Annotated in this window: 13 protein-coding genes; 7 read left to right on the top strand and 6 right to left on the bottom strand. The window is 46.7% G+C overall.

Annotated elements, in window-relative coordinates:
- The first annotated feature begins 125 nt into the window (after positions 1–125).
- The 3 genes from ICN22_RS10305 to ICN22_RS10295 are packed head-to-tail and all read left to right on the top strand — an operon-like array spanning position 126 to position 3684.
- Positions 126–1847, top strand: a complete 1722-nt coding sequence (locus ICN22_RS10305) for an ArnT family glycosyltransferase (RefSeq protein WP_216170807.1) — start codon at positions 126–128, stop codon at positions 1845–1847.
- Positions 1844–3091, top strand: a complete 1248-nt coding sequence (locus ICN22_RS10300; RefSeq protein WP_216170805.1) for a sialidase family protein — start codon at positions 1844–1846, stop codon at positions 3089–3091. Before ICN22_RS10305 ends, ICN22_RS10300 begins: the two co-directional genes overlap by 4 nt.
- Positions 3088–3684 carry a hypothetical protein gene (locus ICN22_RS10295; protein WP_255533929.1) on the top strand — a complete coding sequence of 199 codons (597 nt, stop codon included), beginning with the start codon at positions 3088–3090 and terminating at the stop codon, positions 3682–3684. Before ICN22_RS10300 ends, ICN22_RS10295 begins: the two co-directional genes overlap by 4 nt.
- A gap of 137 nt (positions 3685–3821) precedes the next feature.
- On the opposite strand, the gene ICN22_RS10290 is transcribed toward ICN22_RS10295, so the two are convergent.
- The 6 genes from ICN22_RS10290 to fabI are packed head-to-tail and all read right to left on the bottom strand — an operon-like array spanning position 3822 to position 10174.
- A complete protein-coding gene (locus ICN22_RS10290; protein WP_216170803.1) occupies positions 3822–4814 on the bottom strand; it encodes a tripartite tricarboxylate transporter substrate-binding protein in 993 nt (330 codons plus the stop codon).
- 59 nt (positions 4815–4873) lie between these two features.
- The gene (locus ICN22_RS10285; protein WP_216170801.1) at positions 4874–5719 is read right to left on the bottom strand and encodes an HpcH/HpaI aldolase/citrate lyase family protein; all 846 of its coding nucleotides are present in this window, start codon (positions 5717–5719) and stop codon (positions 4874–4876) included.
- A gap of 46 nt (positions 5720–5765) precedes the next feature.
- The gene (locus tag ICN22_RS10280; RefSeq protein WP_216170799.1) at positions 5766–7136 is read right to left on the bottom strand and encodes an MmgE/PrpD family protein; all 1371 of its coding nucleotides are present in this window, start codon (positions 7134–7136) and stop codon (positions 5766–5768) included.
- Between the two features lie 14 nt (positions 7137–7150).
- Positions 7151–8035, bottom strand: a complete 885-nt coding sequence (locus tag ICN22_RS10275) for an HTD2 family dehydratase (protein ID WP_216170797.1) — start codon at positions 8033–8035, stop codon at positions 7151–7153.
- Between the two features lie 31 nt (positions 8036–8066).
- Positions 8067–9392 carry a chromate efflux transporter gene (gene chrA / locus ICN22_RS10270; protein ID WP_216170795.1) on the bottom strand — a complete coding sequence of 442 codons (1326 nt, stop codon included), beginning with the start codon at positions 9390–9392 and terminating at the stop codon, positions 8067–8069.
- A complete protein-coding gene (gene fabI, locus ICN22_RS10265; RefSeq protein ID WP_216170793.1) occupies positions 9389–10174 on the bottom strand; it encodes an enoyl-ACP reductase FabI in 786 nt (261 codons plus the stop codon). Before fabI ends, chrA begins: the two co-directional genes overlap by 4 nt.
- A 50-nt stretch (positions 10175–10224) precedes the next feature.
- On the opposite strand from fabI, the gene ICN22_RS10260 reads away from it, so the two are divergent.
- From ICN22_RS10260 to ICN22_RS10245, 4 genes are read left to right on the top strand one after another with little or no spacing between them, the layout of a single operon-like run.
- The gene (locus ICN22_RS10260; protein WP_216170791.1) at positions 10225–12093 is read left to right on the top strand and encodes an extracellular solute-binding protein; all 1869 of its coding nucleotides are present in this window, start codon (positions 10225–10227) and stop codon (positions 12091–12093) included.
- Positions 12094–12104: 11 nt separating this feature from the next.
- The gene (locus ICN22_RS10255) at positions 12105–13169 is read left to right on the top strand and encodes a microcin C ABC transporter permease YejB (protein WP_216170986.1); all 1065 of its coding nucleotides are present in this window, start codon (positions 12105–12107) and stop codon (positions 13167–13169) included.
- Positions 13166–14191, top strand: a complete 1026-nt coding sequence (locus tag ICN22_RS10250) for an ABC transporter permease (RefSeq protein WP_216170788.1) — start codon at positions 13166–13168, stop codon at positions 14189–14191. Before ICN22_RS10255 ends, ICN22_RS10250 begins: the two co-directional genes overlap by 4 nt.
- Entirely contained in the window at positions 14188–15867 is a 1680-nt protein-coding gene (locus ICN22_RS10245; RefSeq protein WP_216170786.1) for an ABC transporter ATP-binding protein, read from the top strand. Before ICN22_RS10250 ends, ICN22_RS10245 begins: the two co-directional genes overlap by 4 nt.
- Positions 15868–15960: the final 93 nt, after the last annotated feature.

Genomic DNA, 15960 nt, shown 5'->3' with positions numbered 1-15960 from the left:
TAATCAGATAGGGGTGGGATTAGTGGTTTTACTTAGATTGATTTTCAATAAGCTCAGAACCAAAAAAGAGGGCATTGACCTTGCTAGTTTCTAGTATTCCACCCCGAGACCTATAAACTAGCAATATGCGAGGCTCATTTACCTACCGAAATGCTATTTTCATCCTACTTCTAGGTGTATTTACCTATCTATATGGTTTAGATAGTCGCTTTGCTCCGAAGAATGGGGACGAGTACCCTTATATGCATATCGTCCGAATGACAGCCGATTCTGGCGCTTGGCTACCTCTTCAATCGGAGATGGACGGCATTAAAAATACGAAGCCTCCTTTGGTATTTTGGGAGGGCATCGCTAGTACCAGCTGGGGAAGCGACTGGACACTCTTCGCACTGCGTTGGCCCAGTGTTGTATATACCGGCTTAACCGCACTTTTCTTATTTTTGGCCGTATCTCGTTTTAGCGGAAGAATGCAGACTGGCTTATTGGCGGCTTTAGTATGGCTCTCCTTTTTTGCAACTTACCGCTATGGTCGTCCGTTCTTAACGGATCCCCCCGAAGTGTTTTGGCTAAGCCTGCCTTTCTTTGCGCTGCTGCATTGGGGTAGAGCCGCTTTTGAATCGAAGCTTTTATTTCCCGTGTTGGCAGGTGCCTCTTTTGGTATGGCTTTGCTGTCAAAATCCTTTGCCTATATTGTTCCTGCCGCATTTGCTTTGGGCTTGTTCTACTGGCGCTGGCGTGAATGGAGTATCCCTAAGGTCTTATTGCAAGACCTTTATAAAGTCTTATTGATTGCTGTTCTAGCTTTAGGTGTATTTGCACTTTGGTTTGTGCTGGATCCTTTCCCTGAAGCGGTTTGGAAAGAATTTGTTCTGGGTGAGAATGCCGGTAAGTTTGAAGCGCGTAGCTCCAACTATTTATTAGATCTAGTACGAGGCGGTGATAGTGTTTGGATGCTGGCTTTAACGACCTTAGCCAATGCTGGACTCTTTACTTTTGTGTTGATTTCTGCATTAATTCAATGTTGGCGAGAGCGGCGTTTTATGTCTCTTGAAGAGAGTATTTTGCTGCTCTTGGTCTTAGCCTTTTTCATTGTCTTTAGTTTGCCAAGTCAGCGCTCTGGGCGTTATCTACTTCCAGTGATGCCGGCATTTGCTGCCGTGATCGCACTGTATTGGGATCGATTGCCCTTCTGGGGATTTAGGATTGCATTGCTACTTCAGTTGCTGTTACTTACCGCGCTTGTTTGGGTGGGCGGTAGTTTACAACTGTCAAACTTCCTGGGTCAGTCAGGTATCTGGAGTTACTCCCCTTGGCATTGGATTTTTATGGGAGCCGCGATGGCTCTAGTGTTGCTTGGCCTATTTAATCGAGAGCTTACTAAGGTAATCGCTTTGGCGTCTTGCTTTCTTTGCTATTGCGCACTTACCAGTGGCTTATCACCGCTCGAGGGTACTTTAGGTCGGTACTCGCAAGCGACTATTCAAGGCCTTGCCGGAAAAGATGTTTGGGTGCCTTGCGACTATCGTGCCAAGGATGAAGAGTATCGACTCTTATTGCCTGGAGCAATATTGCATGGCTATTTTGCAAAGGATGCGAGTCAAATTGATTTGCTGACTAAAAATTATCCGCTGGTAGCAGTGCAGTCAGCGATTGGTGAGGAACCCGCGCTATGTGATTCTTGCAAAATAGTGGGTAAGCGGATGGAGATGCGAGCGCGCCATTCTGATGCAGAAATTCAGGCGATACTCAGGGGTCATATCGGAGAACACTTGTTTGTGAATGAATATTTAATTGCTACTCCTGCGACTATTACATTGCCATTAGTAGGTAAGGATGCTTGTCGATGAGTCGGGTAATTGCCTTTTGTTTTTTATTGCTGGCCTCGGTGCTGGGTTATCTCCACATTGACAGTCGCCCGGTATGGGCGCCGTTTGCAAGTAATTACTCAATTAATCATGTAAATCAATTTGATGATTCATCAGAGCTCAGCGGGGGCGCTAAGCAGTCAAAGATGCTGAAAAGCGCAACGTCAGTAAAGCCCGCACAGCCGAGTCTGCGGACAGATTGGTTACCTGACACTGGAGCTCCCTCAGTACATGCTGCCTCTTTAATTGCACTAAAGGATGGTGCGGTGAGAGCCTTCTGGTTTGCGGGTAGTCGAGAAGGTGCTCCAGACGTAGTGATTAATACATCTGTTTTTGATACGCAGGCATCTCGTTGGAGTGTCCCAACAGTTGTAGTGGATCGCGTTAGCGCTGAAAAAGGCTTATCTCGCTACATTGCTAAATTGGGCAATCCTGTGCCAGCTAGAATGGCAGATGGCCGGATGCAATTATTTTTTGTCACAGTCTCTATTGGGGGTTGGGCTGGCAGTTCAATTTCTTCAATGATTTCAGATGATGAAGGTTTGACTTGGGATCGACCGCAGCGCCTAATCAGCTCCCCGCTGATTAATCTGAGCACCTTAGTAAAGTCACCAGCCATGGCATTTATAGATGGGCGACTGGGTTTACCGGCATATCACGAGTGGATTGGTCGCTTTGGCGAGCTTCTCAGAGTCGATGCGAGTCAGGTGATTGATAAGCGACGCATGAGTTCTGGTAGGGATGCAATTCAGCCGGTAGTTTTTACTAATGGCCCACAAGAAGCAGAGGCTTTCTTTCGCCAAACTCGACCCAGTTCTCAGCCAAAGCAAATTCCTGTAAGTGAAACCAAGGATGCTGGACAAACTTGGGCAGTAACAAAAGATCTTGAGATTCCAAATCCCAATTCAGCGCTTGCTGCACTCACTTTAGCGAATGGCACAAGATTGATGGTGCTGAATAATATCGAGGCTGCGCGCTATCGATTGGTGATGGTCATGCGTGAGCCCAGATCCCCTCAATGGCGGGTAGTGCAGGTGCTCGAAGATGATGAATCTTTACTCAATGATCAGCATCGAGAATTTTCCTATCCTTACTTGATTTCTGCAAATGGTGACGATGCGCATCTTACCTATACCTGGAATAGAACAAAGATTAAGCATGTATATTTTCCAGCTACCTGGTTTAAGTATGCCGTCAGCAGTCTTCAGGCAAAGGAAGCGCAATGATGACTCCTTATTTACAACTGATCGCTCTTCTAGAGATGTCGCTTACTTGTGCGGTAGTCCTGATTATTTTGTCGCAAAAACTTTCCTCAAGAGAGATTCCATTTGTGGTTCGTCTAGTCGCAGTTGCCTTGCTGGTAAATCTTTTTTTCTGGCCACTGGGGATGTCGCTTGAATTGCCTTTGTCTGCCTACGTGCGCGGAGTGACTGGTGAATTCAGTATTGTGACTATGCTTTTGCTTTGGAGTTCCATACTTCCTGCTGCTAAAAAGACGTCGCTAGGATTTAAAGTGCCAGTGGCATTGATTGCAATTGCGTTTTACCCCTTGGCGCTGGGTCTTGGCATGCTCGATCCCTATGCTTGGGGTTACGGCTCCATTGGCCTTTTAACCGCTACTATCTTCTTTGCTATAGTTTGCGGCCTTGCTGGCTGGACTAAGTGCGTTTGGATCCTGTCCTTTGCGATCATTACGTGGGCAGTTCATTGGCATGAATCCGCAAATCTCTGGGACTACCTCTTAGATCCCTTCTTAGCTATTTGGGCTCTGCTGGCAATCCCGAATGCGATTTATCAGAAGCGTCGCGTAAGAGCCTAATCAAGTTACCTGTTTAGGGTGGGTTAAGTAGCGAGTTAGTTAATCGGTGCATCAGCACATCAGTACATTAGTTAATTTTAGATAACAAAAAAGCCAGCAGATATTCGCTGGCTTTTTTGTTTGCCGCTATTCCGGAATTAATCTGGAATATTGGCTTTACGAATGACTGGACCCCAAACGTTGATTTCTCTATCAAGGTGTTCTCTGAGACCTTTTGCAGAAATCTTCTCTGCAGGTACGATATCAATATTGGCATCTTCCAAACGCTTCTTCACATCAGGAGTATTCAATGCTTTCTTGAGTGCAGCATTGATCTTGTCCAGAACTGGCTGTGGAGTGCCTTTTGGAGCATACACACCATGCCACACTTTGACTTCAAAGCCTTTGAGGCCTTGTTCGTTCAAGGTAGGAACGTTAGGAATTGCAGGCAAGCGCTTCATCGTGGTTGTGCCAAATGCTTTCACACGACCATCCTTGATGTAAGGAATTGTTTGTGTTGTTTGATCGCACAAGAGGTCAACTTGACCACCCAGGAGGTCAGTTAAAGCAGGACCAGTTCCCTTGTAAGGAATATTAGTCAAGCGAACACCCATGCGACTTTGAAATAGCAAACCGCAGAGCTGTGACACAGCGCCTGGACCTGCATTAGCCATCGTTACTTTTGAACCGTTAGCTTTAATGTAAGCCTCAAGCTCTTTGAAGTTATTAGCTGGCAAATCTTTCTTACCGAGCAATACCATTGGCACGTCAGCAACTTGGCCGATGTACTCAAAGCTTGTCATTGGGTCATATGGGAGCTTGTCGTACAGCGCATTTGCTGTAGCCATCCCCATGTGATGAATATAGATGGTGTAGCCGTCTGGAGCTGCGCGGGCTACTTTAGTGGAAGCAATTGTGCCGCCAGCACCAGGCACGTTCTCAACTACAACGGTCTGACCTAAAGACTGACCCATTGGCACTGCAATTAAGCGTGCGATAGTGTCAGTTGGGCCGCCAGCAGCAAATGGAACAACCAATTGAACTGATTTTGTAGGCCAATCCTTTTGAGCAGATGCAATGTTACTGCCCAATAAAGTGCTGGCGCTGACAACTGCAGCAATTCCAGCAAAGAGGGTTTTCTTGAATTTCATTTAAGTCTCCGTTATTGTTTGATGCTGACTAATTTTGCCACTATTAAATGCTATCGGCTTTAGGGTTTACCAGCAATCGCTAGAGTTCTTTGGGCCAGTAGAACAACTGGACGGTCAATCATGCGGCCATCTAATTTGACTGCGCCTCCTTTTGATACCTTGTCAGCCTCGATGACTCGATGAGCCCAAGAAACCTCTGCATCAGTAGGCATAAAGGAATCCTTCACCAGAGAAACCTGTTTTGGATGAATGCACAACTTGCCACCAAAGCCCATTCTTTTGGCGCGCTCTGCATCATCGGTGATGCGCTCAATATTGTCAGTAGATGGGGTAACCCCATCAATTGGAGGGGCAATTTGGGCCAAACGTGAGGCCAACACAATCTGAAAGCGCGCAGTTTGCAGTTCAGTTTCTTGTGCATCACAAACCATTCCTAGGTCTGCTTGTAAATCGATGTTGCCTAAGGCTAAGCGCAATACTTGTTCAGAAGTTGCGATTTCATTGAGGCGATCAAGACCGATGGCAGTCTCAATCATCGGAATGATGGCTGTGTTTGGCAGGATTTGTGCTGCACCATTAATTTGATCGAGGGATTCACTTTTTGGAATAAGTAAGCAAGCAGCATCTAACTCTTGGACCAAGATCAGGTCTGCCGCATAAAAATGACTGCCAGGAGAATTTGAGCGAATAATCAGACGCTTTTTTTGTTCTGTGGTGAATGAGGACCAAGCCGCTCGTATTGCTGCACGAGCAGATTCTTTATCTTCATGGGCAACAGCATCTTCTAAATCGATGATGACGCCATCAGCACCACTATCAAGTGCTTTAGTAAATCGCTCTGGGCGCGTCCCCGGAACGAATAAGAAAGTATTGCTAAAGCCGATAGGTGTATCAAGTGGATTCATGTTTGTGGCTTTATTAAATATGAGGCAAAAAAATCAGCAAAGTGATTTAGGAGATCAACATACCTATCTTGGACTCCTTGCTGATATTCCACAAGTGCTCAATAGCAGCGCTCATCTCAGTTGGGCTTGCGCCGCCACTAAATGCAGCAAGGCGCATGGCCTTATCGGTAATTTCAGCGCGACTCAGAGTATTACCAGGATCGCCTTTGGGTTCGTCTACGCGACCTTCTAAAACTTCGCCACTGTTTAGATAGACTTTGACTTTGCCAATCCAGCGCTGAGGGTAGGCGCCATCAACTTCGGGATCAAGGATCATCGTGACACGATCACGGAATGCGCAAATGGCTTGATCATGAAAGTGCTGATCAAATTCTTGTAGACCTGCAAATTGATAGTGAGCAATCAGGGCTAATACAGTTCCCATGGAAAACTTGGATTGGTGCACAGTCGTAGGATCAGTTACTGGGCCAAGCACATCGATTGCGCCCTGATGAACCAAGGTTTCTACTTTGGCGATATCGCTAGGCTTGAGGTGATGTTCCAGCATGACTTGTAACAAGGCATCTGCTGCAGGGTGAGTATGACGGCATGAGGCGTGATATTTAAAGCTCGTCTCAGCAATAGTCCAGCGGCTGCCCAATCGATCAATCAACTTGCTAGGATCTGCATCGCTTGACATGCCAGCAGCTAAACCTTGTTTGCCCTCCAAAATATGTTCGGCACCAGTAAAGCCCGATTGCGCTAAGTAGGCAGACATCAAACCAGTAGAGGCAGCGTGTGCAGTATGTAACTGCTTAGAGTCGGCGGCATCGCGCAGAAATTCCCAAAGGCCAGCGGACTGGGTGCCTGCTGAACCAAAGGCGTGCAACATTTGAGTGGGGTTTAGTTTCAGTAGATGACCCACTGCAGCGGCTGCAGCTAAAGTACCCGCTGTACCTGTAGTGTGAAATGTTTTGTAGTGTGAACGACCTAGAAATTCTCCAACCCGAATGCCGACTTCATAGCCAGCAACAGCAGCTACCAGAAGATCTTCGCCTGAGGCACCAATCGTTTGCGCCGTTGCTAATGCCGCAGGAAATACCACGGTGCCTGGATGAAAGACAGAGCCATTATGAACATCATCTTGCTCGGCTATATGTGATGCTGCAGCATTAGCGAGTGTCGCTAAAAAAGGGCTCGAGCTCTTGCGGCTAATCAGAATTTCAGCGGAACCAGGATTGGCGATATTAAAGCCACCCATGTTTTGCGCAAACTGCGTCATCGTTTCTACTGGGCGTGAACCTTTACCAGCAATGGCAGAGCCAAACCAATCCACTAGTAAATCTTCGGTGCGTGCAATCACCTCTGGGGGAATATCACTAAGCTTTAATTCGGAAGCAAATGTCGCTAAGGTTTTAGATAAGTGTGGAGTAGTCATTAAGTCAAAATTTCCTAAGCTAAAACTGCAGTGGCTTGCATGGTGAGCCAGCCTTCGTGATCTTCGGCCCAAATGGAGATTGTTTTTCCGGAAGGATCTTTCTCTAGATCGGGCTTGGCACTTACCTTAAATACATTGATATCAAAAGTAGGGCGAATGGCACGGAACTCAAAGCTTTTTAGTTTGCAATTGAGAATACTCTGACGCACAAGATCGACTAATAAAGTTGCAATTAAAGGACCGTGAACAATTAAGCCGGGGTAGCCCTCAACTTCAGTGACGTATTTGCGATCGTAATGAATGCGATGACCATTAAATGTCAGTGCTGAGTAACGAAACAATAAAACATCATCAGGAGTAATTGTTTTGGACCAAGTGGCTCCAGTAGGAGCTGGTGTTGGTGCCACTGGCTTATCGTCTGGTCCGGGAGCGTCGCGATACACGATGTCATGCTCTTCAACTAAAGCTAAGGCATTTTGATTGGAGATGTTATGTTTGACCAATACAAAGATGAGATCGCCAGTGCGACCCGCTTTATGTGTAACGGATTCAATTTTGGAGGTGCGCTCGATTTCATCGCCAACTGCTAGAGGTGCTAACCACTCAATTCGACTGCCGGCCCACATGCGACGCGGCAATGGGACGGGGGGTAAAAAGCCACCACGCTGTGGATGACCATCAGCACCGATTTCTGATTGAAGAGCGCAAGGTAAAAAATAGAGCCAATGCCATAACTCTGGCAGAAAAGTTCCGTCATTTGGAGCGGGATCAGGTCGATCTAGTGTTGCTGACAGAGCTCTGACAGGTGCTGCGGTAACAGTGTCTTGAAGGGTCTCAGTTTTACCGAGCCATTCTTGGAGGTGAGTGATGGTTTGGGGTTCAATTCGCATAAGTTCCATTATGCCAATTTCAGCCCCCAATACAGCCTTGCTAGATCAATAAAGTAGTCAGTAAATAACTCAGAAGCCCAGCCAAAGCTGAACCGATCAACACGCTAATCACCCCTTTTTGATACCTAAAGAGCGCTAAACCTGCAAACAAGGTAATCACAATCGAAATCCATGAGATTGAACCACCAAGACCATGCGGAAAAAAGACGTGATACGCAAAGAATAGACCTAGATTGGCGATGACGCCGACCACTGCTGCAGAGATGGCAGTCAGGGGCGCAGTAAAACTCAGCTTGCCATGAGTGGATTCAATGAGTGGACCGCCGACTAGTACCAGGAAAAAAGAAGGTAAAAAAGTAAACCAGGTGGCAACACAAGCCCCAAGCACGCCAAACCAAAACGGATTGCTATTCCCAATCAGATGTTGAATATGGCCAGCCAGATATCCAACAAAAGCCACCACCATGATGAGTGGTCCTGGAGTGGTTTCTCCAAGCGCTAAACCATCCATCATCTGACCTGCGCTAAGCCAATGAAATTGATCTACTGCGCCTTGGTAGACGTAGGGTAGAACTGCGTAAGCACCACCAAAAGTGAGGAAGGCAGCTTTAGTAAAGAACCAAGCAATTTGCGGGTAGAGCGTCTTCCAACCAAAGATCAGTGCTAGGGCAATAAACGGAATTAACCAGAGCGCGAGAACAACTGAACTATGCAGCGCCAGCTTCTTTTTGGAAAACTGAGCGTGCTCTGGAGTGGGGGTGTGATCATCAATTAATGCTGGAGCGTGTGCTGCTGTTGATTTATCGTGAGTGGCAGTTTGCTGAAAATATTCTGGGTAGCGCTTGCCACCCCAGACGCCCATCAATGCAGCAACGATAACGATGATTGGGAAAGCCAAATTAAAAACAAAGATCGCCAGAAAGGATCCGATTGCAATCCAACGTAGTGCTTGATTATGAAGCGTGCGTTTACCAATACGAACTGCTGCATGAAGGACGATGGCAGTGACTGCAGGTTTGATGCCAAAAAAGATGGCAGCAATCCAAGGCACTTGCCCAAAGGTGAGGTAGATCCAAGATAAGCCGATCAAAATAAGGAGGGAGGGCAGAACAAAGAGGGTGCCAGCAAAAACACCACCCCAAGTACGATGCATTAACCAGCCGATGTAGGTAACTAATTGCTGCGCCTCAGGTCCGGGCAACAGCATGCAATAGTTGAGCGCATGTAAAAAACGCCGCTCAGAAATCCAGCGACGCTTCTCAACTAGCTCTTGATGCAGAACGGCTATCTGTCCAGCGGGCCCACCAAAACTAATGAAGCCCAGTTTGGCCCAAAACTTCAGGGCCTCGCGTAGTGGAACGTTCAAAGTTCTTCCATGCCGCCAACCACTTGGCTAAAGCCGTTATCGACATAAATGATTTCAGCGGTGATGCCGTTTGCTAAATCAGACAATAGGAAAGCGGCAGTATTACCAACATCATCAATCGTGACATTGCGACGCATGGGGGCAGTTTGTTCAACTGCCTCCAAAATCTTGCCAAACCCTTTAATGCCAGCAGCGGCCAAAGTTTTAATCGGGCCAGCAGAGATTCCGTTAGCGCGAATGCCTTTAGGTCCGACTGAGCCAGCGATGTAGCGTACCGAGGCTTCAAGTGAGGCCTTAGCAAGTCCCATAGTGTTGTAGTTGGGAACGTTACGTAAGCTGCCGAGGTAAGTTAATGTCAACAAGGAAGATTTGTCGCGCAACATGGGCAAAGCTTCTTTTGCCATCGCCGGAAAGCTGTAGGCCGAGATGTCATGAGCGATTTTGAAGCCCTCGCGAGAAAGACCTTCTAAAAAGTCTCCAGCAATCGCTTCACGTGGTGCAAAGCCAATCGCATGGACAAAGCCATCAAATTGCGGCCAAGTCTTAGCCAAATCCTTAAAAAGGGCGGAAATCTGTTCATCGCTGCCAACGTCGCAGTTAAAAATCAGTTCGGTATTGAATTCTTTAGCGAAATCGACAATGCGGTCTTTGAAGCGCTCACCAACGTAGGTAAAGGCCAGTTCAGCCCCTTCGCGGTGGCATGCCTTGGCAATACCATAGGCTATAGAGCGGTTAGAGAGAAGCCCGGTAATCAGGATTTTTTTGCCGGAGAGAAAGCCCATGTTGTTTCCTTTACTTCAAATATGATTAGCTATCTACAATTGTTGCATATATGTCCACCCTAAACCCCATTCGCCAAATAGCCCATTTCTTGCTACTAGCCATGCTAGTGGGGCTTTGGGCCAATGTAGCGCAGGCAGCTCAAGGGATTTCCCAGTATGGCAAGCCTAAATATGCCGAAGGATTTGCCCATTTTGATTACGTGAATCCTCATGCCCCTAGGGGAGGCACTCTCACTTTACCCAACCCAGGGCAAAGAACCAGTTTTGATAAGTTCAATCCTTTTACTCTGCGGGGTGTAACGGCGCCTGGAATTGAATTGATGTTTGAATCTTTGGCCGAGGGAAGTGCTGATGAGGTATCAAGCATTTATGGTTTGCTTGCTGAAGATATTGCTGTTGCTCAAGACCATAAGTCGGTAACGTTTCGTATTCGTACTGAAGCAAAGTTTTCTGATGGTAGCCCAGTCTTAGCTGCAGATGTGAAACATAGCTTTGATGTATTAATGAGTGGTAAAGCGCATCCACGCTATAGAACTACCTTCGCAGATATTAAAGAAGCGGTTGTGTTATCAGACCGAGTAGTGCGTTTTGATTTCAAAAACAACAACACAGAATTACCTATTTTGGCAGGAACGCTCCCTATCTTTTCTCGTAACTGGGGAAAGAATCCGGACGGTACGATCATTCCTTTTGAGAAGATTGCCTTTGAAACGCCATTGGGTAGTGGGCCCTACCTGATTGAATCCTTTAAAGCTGGTAAATCCATTGTCTATAAGCGAAACCCGCAATATTGGGCCGATCAATTAAGTAAGCCTTTAAATGTCCGCGTTGGTTTTTATAACTTTGATCGCGTGCTTTACAAACTCTATAGTGATGATGCTGTTCGTCTAGAGGCCTTCAAAGCAGGTGAATTCGACGCTATCGTTGAATACCGCGCCAAGATTTGGGCTAAGGGTTATGTGGGTTCCAAGTTTGATAACGGCACTCTATTGAGGAAGGCATTTCTCAATAACAACGGGGCAGGGATGCAGGGTTTTGCGATGAACCTTCGTCGCCCAATCTTTAAGGATGCTCGAGTACGTGAAGCTTTAGGTTACGCCTTAGATTTTGAATGGCTCAATCGCCAAATTTTTTATGATCAATACAGTCGTATCAATAGCTATTTTCAGAATAGCGATTTGAGCGCGAATTTTGATGGGCCGCGTAAGCCTACTGAAGCAGAACTAAAGCTGCTAAGACCCTTAAAAACAAAGTACCCGCAATGGGTGCCTGATGCAGTATTTAATCCAATGCCCCCAGCCCCATCTACCAAGTCACCAGACAGCCTACGTCAGAATTTAAAGAAAGCCCGCGAACTATTGATGCATGCTGGCTGGCAGTATCGCGATGGCGCATTGCGTAATGAAAAGGGTGAGCCATTTCGTTTTGAGATGGTGGAAAATGGCGGATTCTTTCTGAGGGTAATTTCTGCTTACGTGCGCAATCTAGAGAAGTTGGGAGTTCAGGTAGATATTCGAACTAGCGACTTCGCTCTTCATCAAAAGCGTATGGATGAATTTGATTTTGATATGACAACAGTTCGTTTCCCAGATTCGCAAAATCCTGGTAATGAATTATGGGATCGCTTTGGTAGTCAGGCTGCCAAAGAAAAGGGATCAGATAATGTCATTGGCATTCAGTCGCCAGTAGTAGATGCATTGATTCAGGAAATTACTAAAGCACAAAATCGCGAGGAGTTACGTGCCGCTACGAGAGCCTTAGATCGCGTACTCTGGAATAGTTATTACGTCATTCCACAGTGGTACAACCCAACGCACCGGGTTGCCTATCGCAAAGAGATGCGCTACCCAGAGCCTCCCTTGTACTACTCAGCGGAGCCTTGGATTATGCAAAACTGGTGGAAAGAGGAGGCTAAATAATGCAAGGTCAAATGCGCGCCTATATCTTTAAACGCCTTCTGCTGATGATCCCTACCTTATTGGGTGTACTGACCTTGACTTTTGCAGTCGTGCAATTTGTACCCGGCGGCCCAGTAGAACAGATGGTCTTGGAATTAAAAGGCAAAGGTGCTGGAGCAACCGGTGGATCAGAGTCATCGGGTGCTGGAGCAAGCTATCGCGGGCGTCAAGGTGTCGATGCACAACGTTTGGAAGAGGTTAAAGCGCTCTACGGATTTGATAAGCCGCCAGTAGAGCGTTATTTCATGATGTTGGGGCGTTTTGCCAGATTCGATTTAGGTCAAAGCTATTACCAGCACGAAAGTGTCTGGGGCTTAGTAGTTTCTAAGTTGCCGGTATCGATCAGTATTGGTCTATGGACCTTCTTTATTACTTACCTGGTATCCATTCCTTTGGGCATTGCCAAAGCAGTGCGCGATGGCTCTCGCTTTGATGCGGTTACTAGCAGCTGCATCTTGGTCGGTTATGCCATTCCAGGATTTGTATTGGGAGTACTCCTCCTTGTCCTCTTTGGCGGCGGCAGTTTTTTGCAAATCTTTCCACTACGCGGACTGACTTCAGATAACTGGAGTGAGCTCAGCATGATGGGCAAGGTAATGGACTATTTGTGGCATTTAGTTTTACCAATTACCGCTTCAGTTTTAGGTAGCTTTGCGGTGATCACGATGCTGACGAAGAACTCCTTTTTAGAGGAGATTCGCAAACAGTATGTATTGACTGCGAGAGCTAAAGGTCTCATGGAAAAACAAGTGCTGTGGAAGCATGTGTTCCGCAATGCACTTCTTCCTTTGGTGACTGGATTTCCAGCAGCATTTATTGGCGCTTTCTTTACAGGCTCGTTGCTGATCGAAACTCTATTTTCTTTAGATGGACTCGGTTTGCTCTCTTACGAGTCCGTTATGCGACGCGACTACCCAGTGGTTTTCGGAACGCTTTATCTTTTCACGCTGATTGGTTTATTTACAAAGTTGATTTCGGATCTTTGCTACGTCTACATTGATCCGCGCATCCAGTTTGGTGCGGGAGGTGGCTCATGAGTCGCTGGCATCGCTTTAAAAATAGTCGCATGGGTTATGCCAGCCTTTGGATTTTCATGATCCTATTCGGTCTCTCCATGGGGGCCGAGCTGATTGCGAATGACAAACCTTGGATAGTTCGCTACGAAGAGAAATTCTATTTTCCGATTGTGAAGTCACAGCCTGAGCGAGTCTTTGGCGGTGATTTCGCAACGCCAACCGATTTTTTAGATCCGGATATCCGTCACAACATCACCAGCAATGGTAATTGGGCAATTTATCCACCGATTCCTTATAGCTATGAGACGCTCAATTACTTCTCAAAAGCACCTAATCCTGCACCACCATCGCTTGATAACTGGTTAGGCACTGATGATCGTGGGCGCGATGTCTTATCGCGCTTAATTTATGGCTTTCGCCTATCGATTTTATTTGGCTTAGCGCTCACCATTGTTGGTGTCAGCGTTGGCATCATTACCGGCTCTTTAATGGGATTCTTTGGTGGCAAGTTCGATCTAGTTTCTCAGCGTTTGATTGAGATTTGGTCGGCGATGCCAGAGTTATACCTACTCATCATTTTTGCCTCTATCTTTAACCCAAGTATTTGGCTCTTGATTATTTTGCTGGCAGCATTTGGTTGGATGGGTTTATCTGACTACGTGCGTGCAGAGTTCTTCCGCAATCGCGCACTAGAGTACGTTCGTGCAGCCCGAGCATTGGGCTTAACCAATCTACAAATTATGCGCCGTCATATTTTGCCGAACAGTTTGACGCCCGTCATTACCTTTCTTCCCTTCAGAATGAGCGCGGCGATCTTGTCTCTCACCAGTTTAGATTTCTTGGGTTTAGGTGTGCCACCAGGAACGCCAAGTCTGGGTGAATTACTCTCTCAAGGAAAAAGTAATTTAGATGCGTGGTGGATTTCACTATCGACTTTTGTTGTTTTAGTGGCCACCTTACTTTTGCTCACTTTTATGGGTGAAGCCTTACGCGATGCTTTTGATTCTCGTAAGTCAGGCGCTATGAGTGGGGGTCGCTCATGAGTGAAAAGGCTAATTCAAATAAATCAGTAATTCCTTTACTGCGCTATGAAGATTTCTCAATTTCATTTGGTTCAGGTCGGCGCGAAAAATTTGCCGTGAGCCATCTGGATCTAGAGATCGGCGTGGGTGAGCGCGTTGCGCTCGTTGGGGAGTCTGGTTCAGGTAAGACGCTGACTGCCCTAGCGCCTCTGCGTCTTGAGCCTGAGGGTGCAAAAACATCCGGCCGAATTTTGTGGAGTGGCAAGAGTTCAGATGCTAGTAACCCTTCAGTGAATTTACTGGATTTGCCAATACAAGCTATTCGTGAGATTCGGGGTCGTGAGATTGCGATGGTGTTTCAGGAGCCGATGACTGCACTCAATCCTTTGTTTACTATCGGTAATCAGATTGTGGAGGCGGTGCAGATTTATGAGCCACTGATCTCTAAGGCCGACGGAATGTCTGCTGCAATTGAATTGCTCAAGAAAACTGGCATTCCTGAGCCAGAGAAGCGCTTCCACTCTTATCCGCACCAATTATCTGGTGGACAACGTCAACGCGCCATGATTGCAATGGCCTTAGCGTGTAAGCCAAGATTACTTATTGCAGATGAGCCTACCACTGCTTTGGACGTTAGCTTGCGTCTACAGATTTTGGATTTACTCAAAGAGTTGCAAGAAGAGTCTAAAGATCATGGCGGTATGGCAATCCTGTTAATTACACATGATCTCAACCTGGTTAAGCATTTTGCTCAGCGCGTTGCCGTTCTCAATCAGGGCAACTTGATGGAGGTCGGAACTACAAAGCAAGTCTTTGAGCATCCAGATAACGCATATACAAAAGCCTTAGTCAACAGTGTGCCAGCGCGCGATTTAGCGCCGGTAATGCCTTTGGCACCCGTCTTATTAAAGACAGAGAACTTATCGGTCTCTTATCCTGGCACAGAGTCGATCTCTTGGTTTAAAAAATCTCCACGTCATCAGGTCTTGCGTAAGCTTGGCTTTGAGCTAAAGCAGGGGCAGACTATCGGCGTGATTGGTGAGTCTGGTTCAGGTAAGACTACCTTAGGCATGGCGGTTTTAGGTTTGTTGGGTGATTCTGCAGCAGAAACCACTGGCACAGTCGATGTATTGGGTAAGGATTGGCAAAAGTTAAAACCATTAGATCGTCGAGCCATGCGCTCTAGTTTGCAGGTGATCTTTCAAGATCCGTTTGGCTCACTTTCTCCGCGTATGAATGTGATGCAAATTGTTTCAGAGGGTTTGGATGTGCACTTTCCGAATTTGTCTGCGGCGGAGCGTGAGTCTCGTGTCTTGGATATTTTGCGAGAAGTGGGAATTGATCGTTCTGCCCTCACACGTTATCCCCATGAATTCTCTGGCGGTCAGAGGCAGCGTATTGCGATCGCTCGTGCTTTGATTCTGAAGCCGCAGATCCTGGTATTAGATGAGCCAACTTCAGCATTAGATGTATCGATTCAAAAACAGGTGCTCGCTTTGCTAACTGAGCTCCAGAAAAAATACAACTTGGCCTATTTAATCATTAGCCATGATTTGGCGGTCATTCGGGCGATGTCGCATGAGGTGATGGTGCTCAAAGGGGGGAGGGTTGTGGAGTTTGGTGATACTGAGACCCTCATTAAGCACCCACGTCAGAGCTATACCCAAGAGTTGTTTGCGGCCGCTGAACTGACCTAAGACTTCCCTGAAATAGACGCCCTAAGGCGCTACATTGGTGCATTTACGCCCCATAATGGTAAATACTCCATTGAAAACAATAAGTTAACTCTT

Origin of the sequence: Polynucleobacter bastaniensis (genome assembly GCF_018882205.1) — a bacterium.
In the GTDB taxonomy this organism is placed as follows: Bacteria; Pseudomonadota; Gammaproteobacteria; order Burkholderiales; family Burkholderiaceae; genus Polynucleobacter; species Polynucleobacter bastaniensis.
The sequence above is the reverse complement of the archived record's forward strand: the minus strand, read 5'-3'. Positions and strand labels throughout refer to the sequence as shown.

Bases quoted from the DNA above. Each gene is read 5' to 3' on its own strand.
- ICN22_RS10285 (WP_216170801.1), bottom strand. From the start codon at position 5,719: ATGAATCCACTTGATACACCTATCGGCTTTAGCAATACTTTCTTATTC.
- ICN22_RS10255 (WP_216170986.1), top strand. From the start codon at position 12,105: ATGCGCGCCTATATCTTTAAACGCCTTCTGCTGATGATCCCTACCTTA.
- ICN22_RS10260 (WP_216170791.1), top strand. From the start codon at position 10,225: ATGTCCACCCTAAACCCCATTCGCCAAATAGCCCATTTCTTGCTACTA.
- ICN22_RS10300 (WP_216170805.1), top strand. From the start codon at position 1,844: ATGAGTCGGGTAATTGCCTTTTGTTTTTTATTGCTGGCCTCGGTGCTG.
- ICN22_RS10250 (WP_216170788.1), top strand. From the start codon at position 13,166: ATGAGTCGCTGGCATCGCTTTAAAAATAGTCGCATGGGTTATGCCAGC.
- ICN22_RS10280 (WP_216170799.1), bottom strand. From the start codon at position 7,136: ATGACTACTCCACACTTATCTAAAACCTTAGCGACATTTGCTTCCGAA.
- ICN22_RS10290 (WP_216170803.1), bottom strand. From the start codon at position 4,814: ATGAAATTCAAGAAAACCCTCTTTGCTGGAATTGCTGCAGTTGTCAGC.
- ICN22_RS10275 (WP_216170797.1), bottom strand. From the start codon at position 8,035: ATGGAACTTATGCGAATTGAACCCCAAACCATCACTCACCTCCAAGAA.
- ICN22_RS10245 (WP_216170786.1), top strand. From the start codon at position 14,188: ATGAGTGAAAAGGCTAATTCAAATAAATCAGTAATTCCTTTACTGCGC.
- ICN22_RS10305 (WP_216170807.1), top strand. From the start codon at position 126: ATGCGAGGCTCATTTACCTACCGAAATGCTATTTTCATCCTACTTCTA.
- fabI (WP_216170793.1), bottom strand. From the start codon at position 10,174: ATGGGCTTTCTCTCCGGCAAAAAAATCCTGATTACCGGGCTTCTCTCT.
- ICN22_RS10295 (WP_255533929.1), top strand. From the start codon at position 3,088: ATGATGACTCCTTATTTACAACTGATCGCTCTTCTAGAGATGTCGCTT.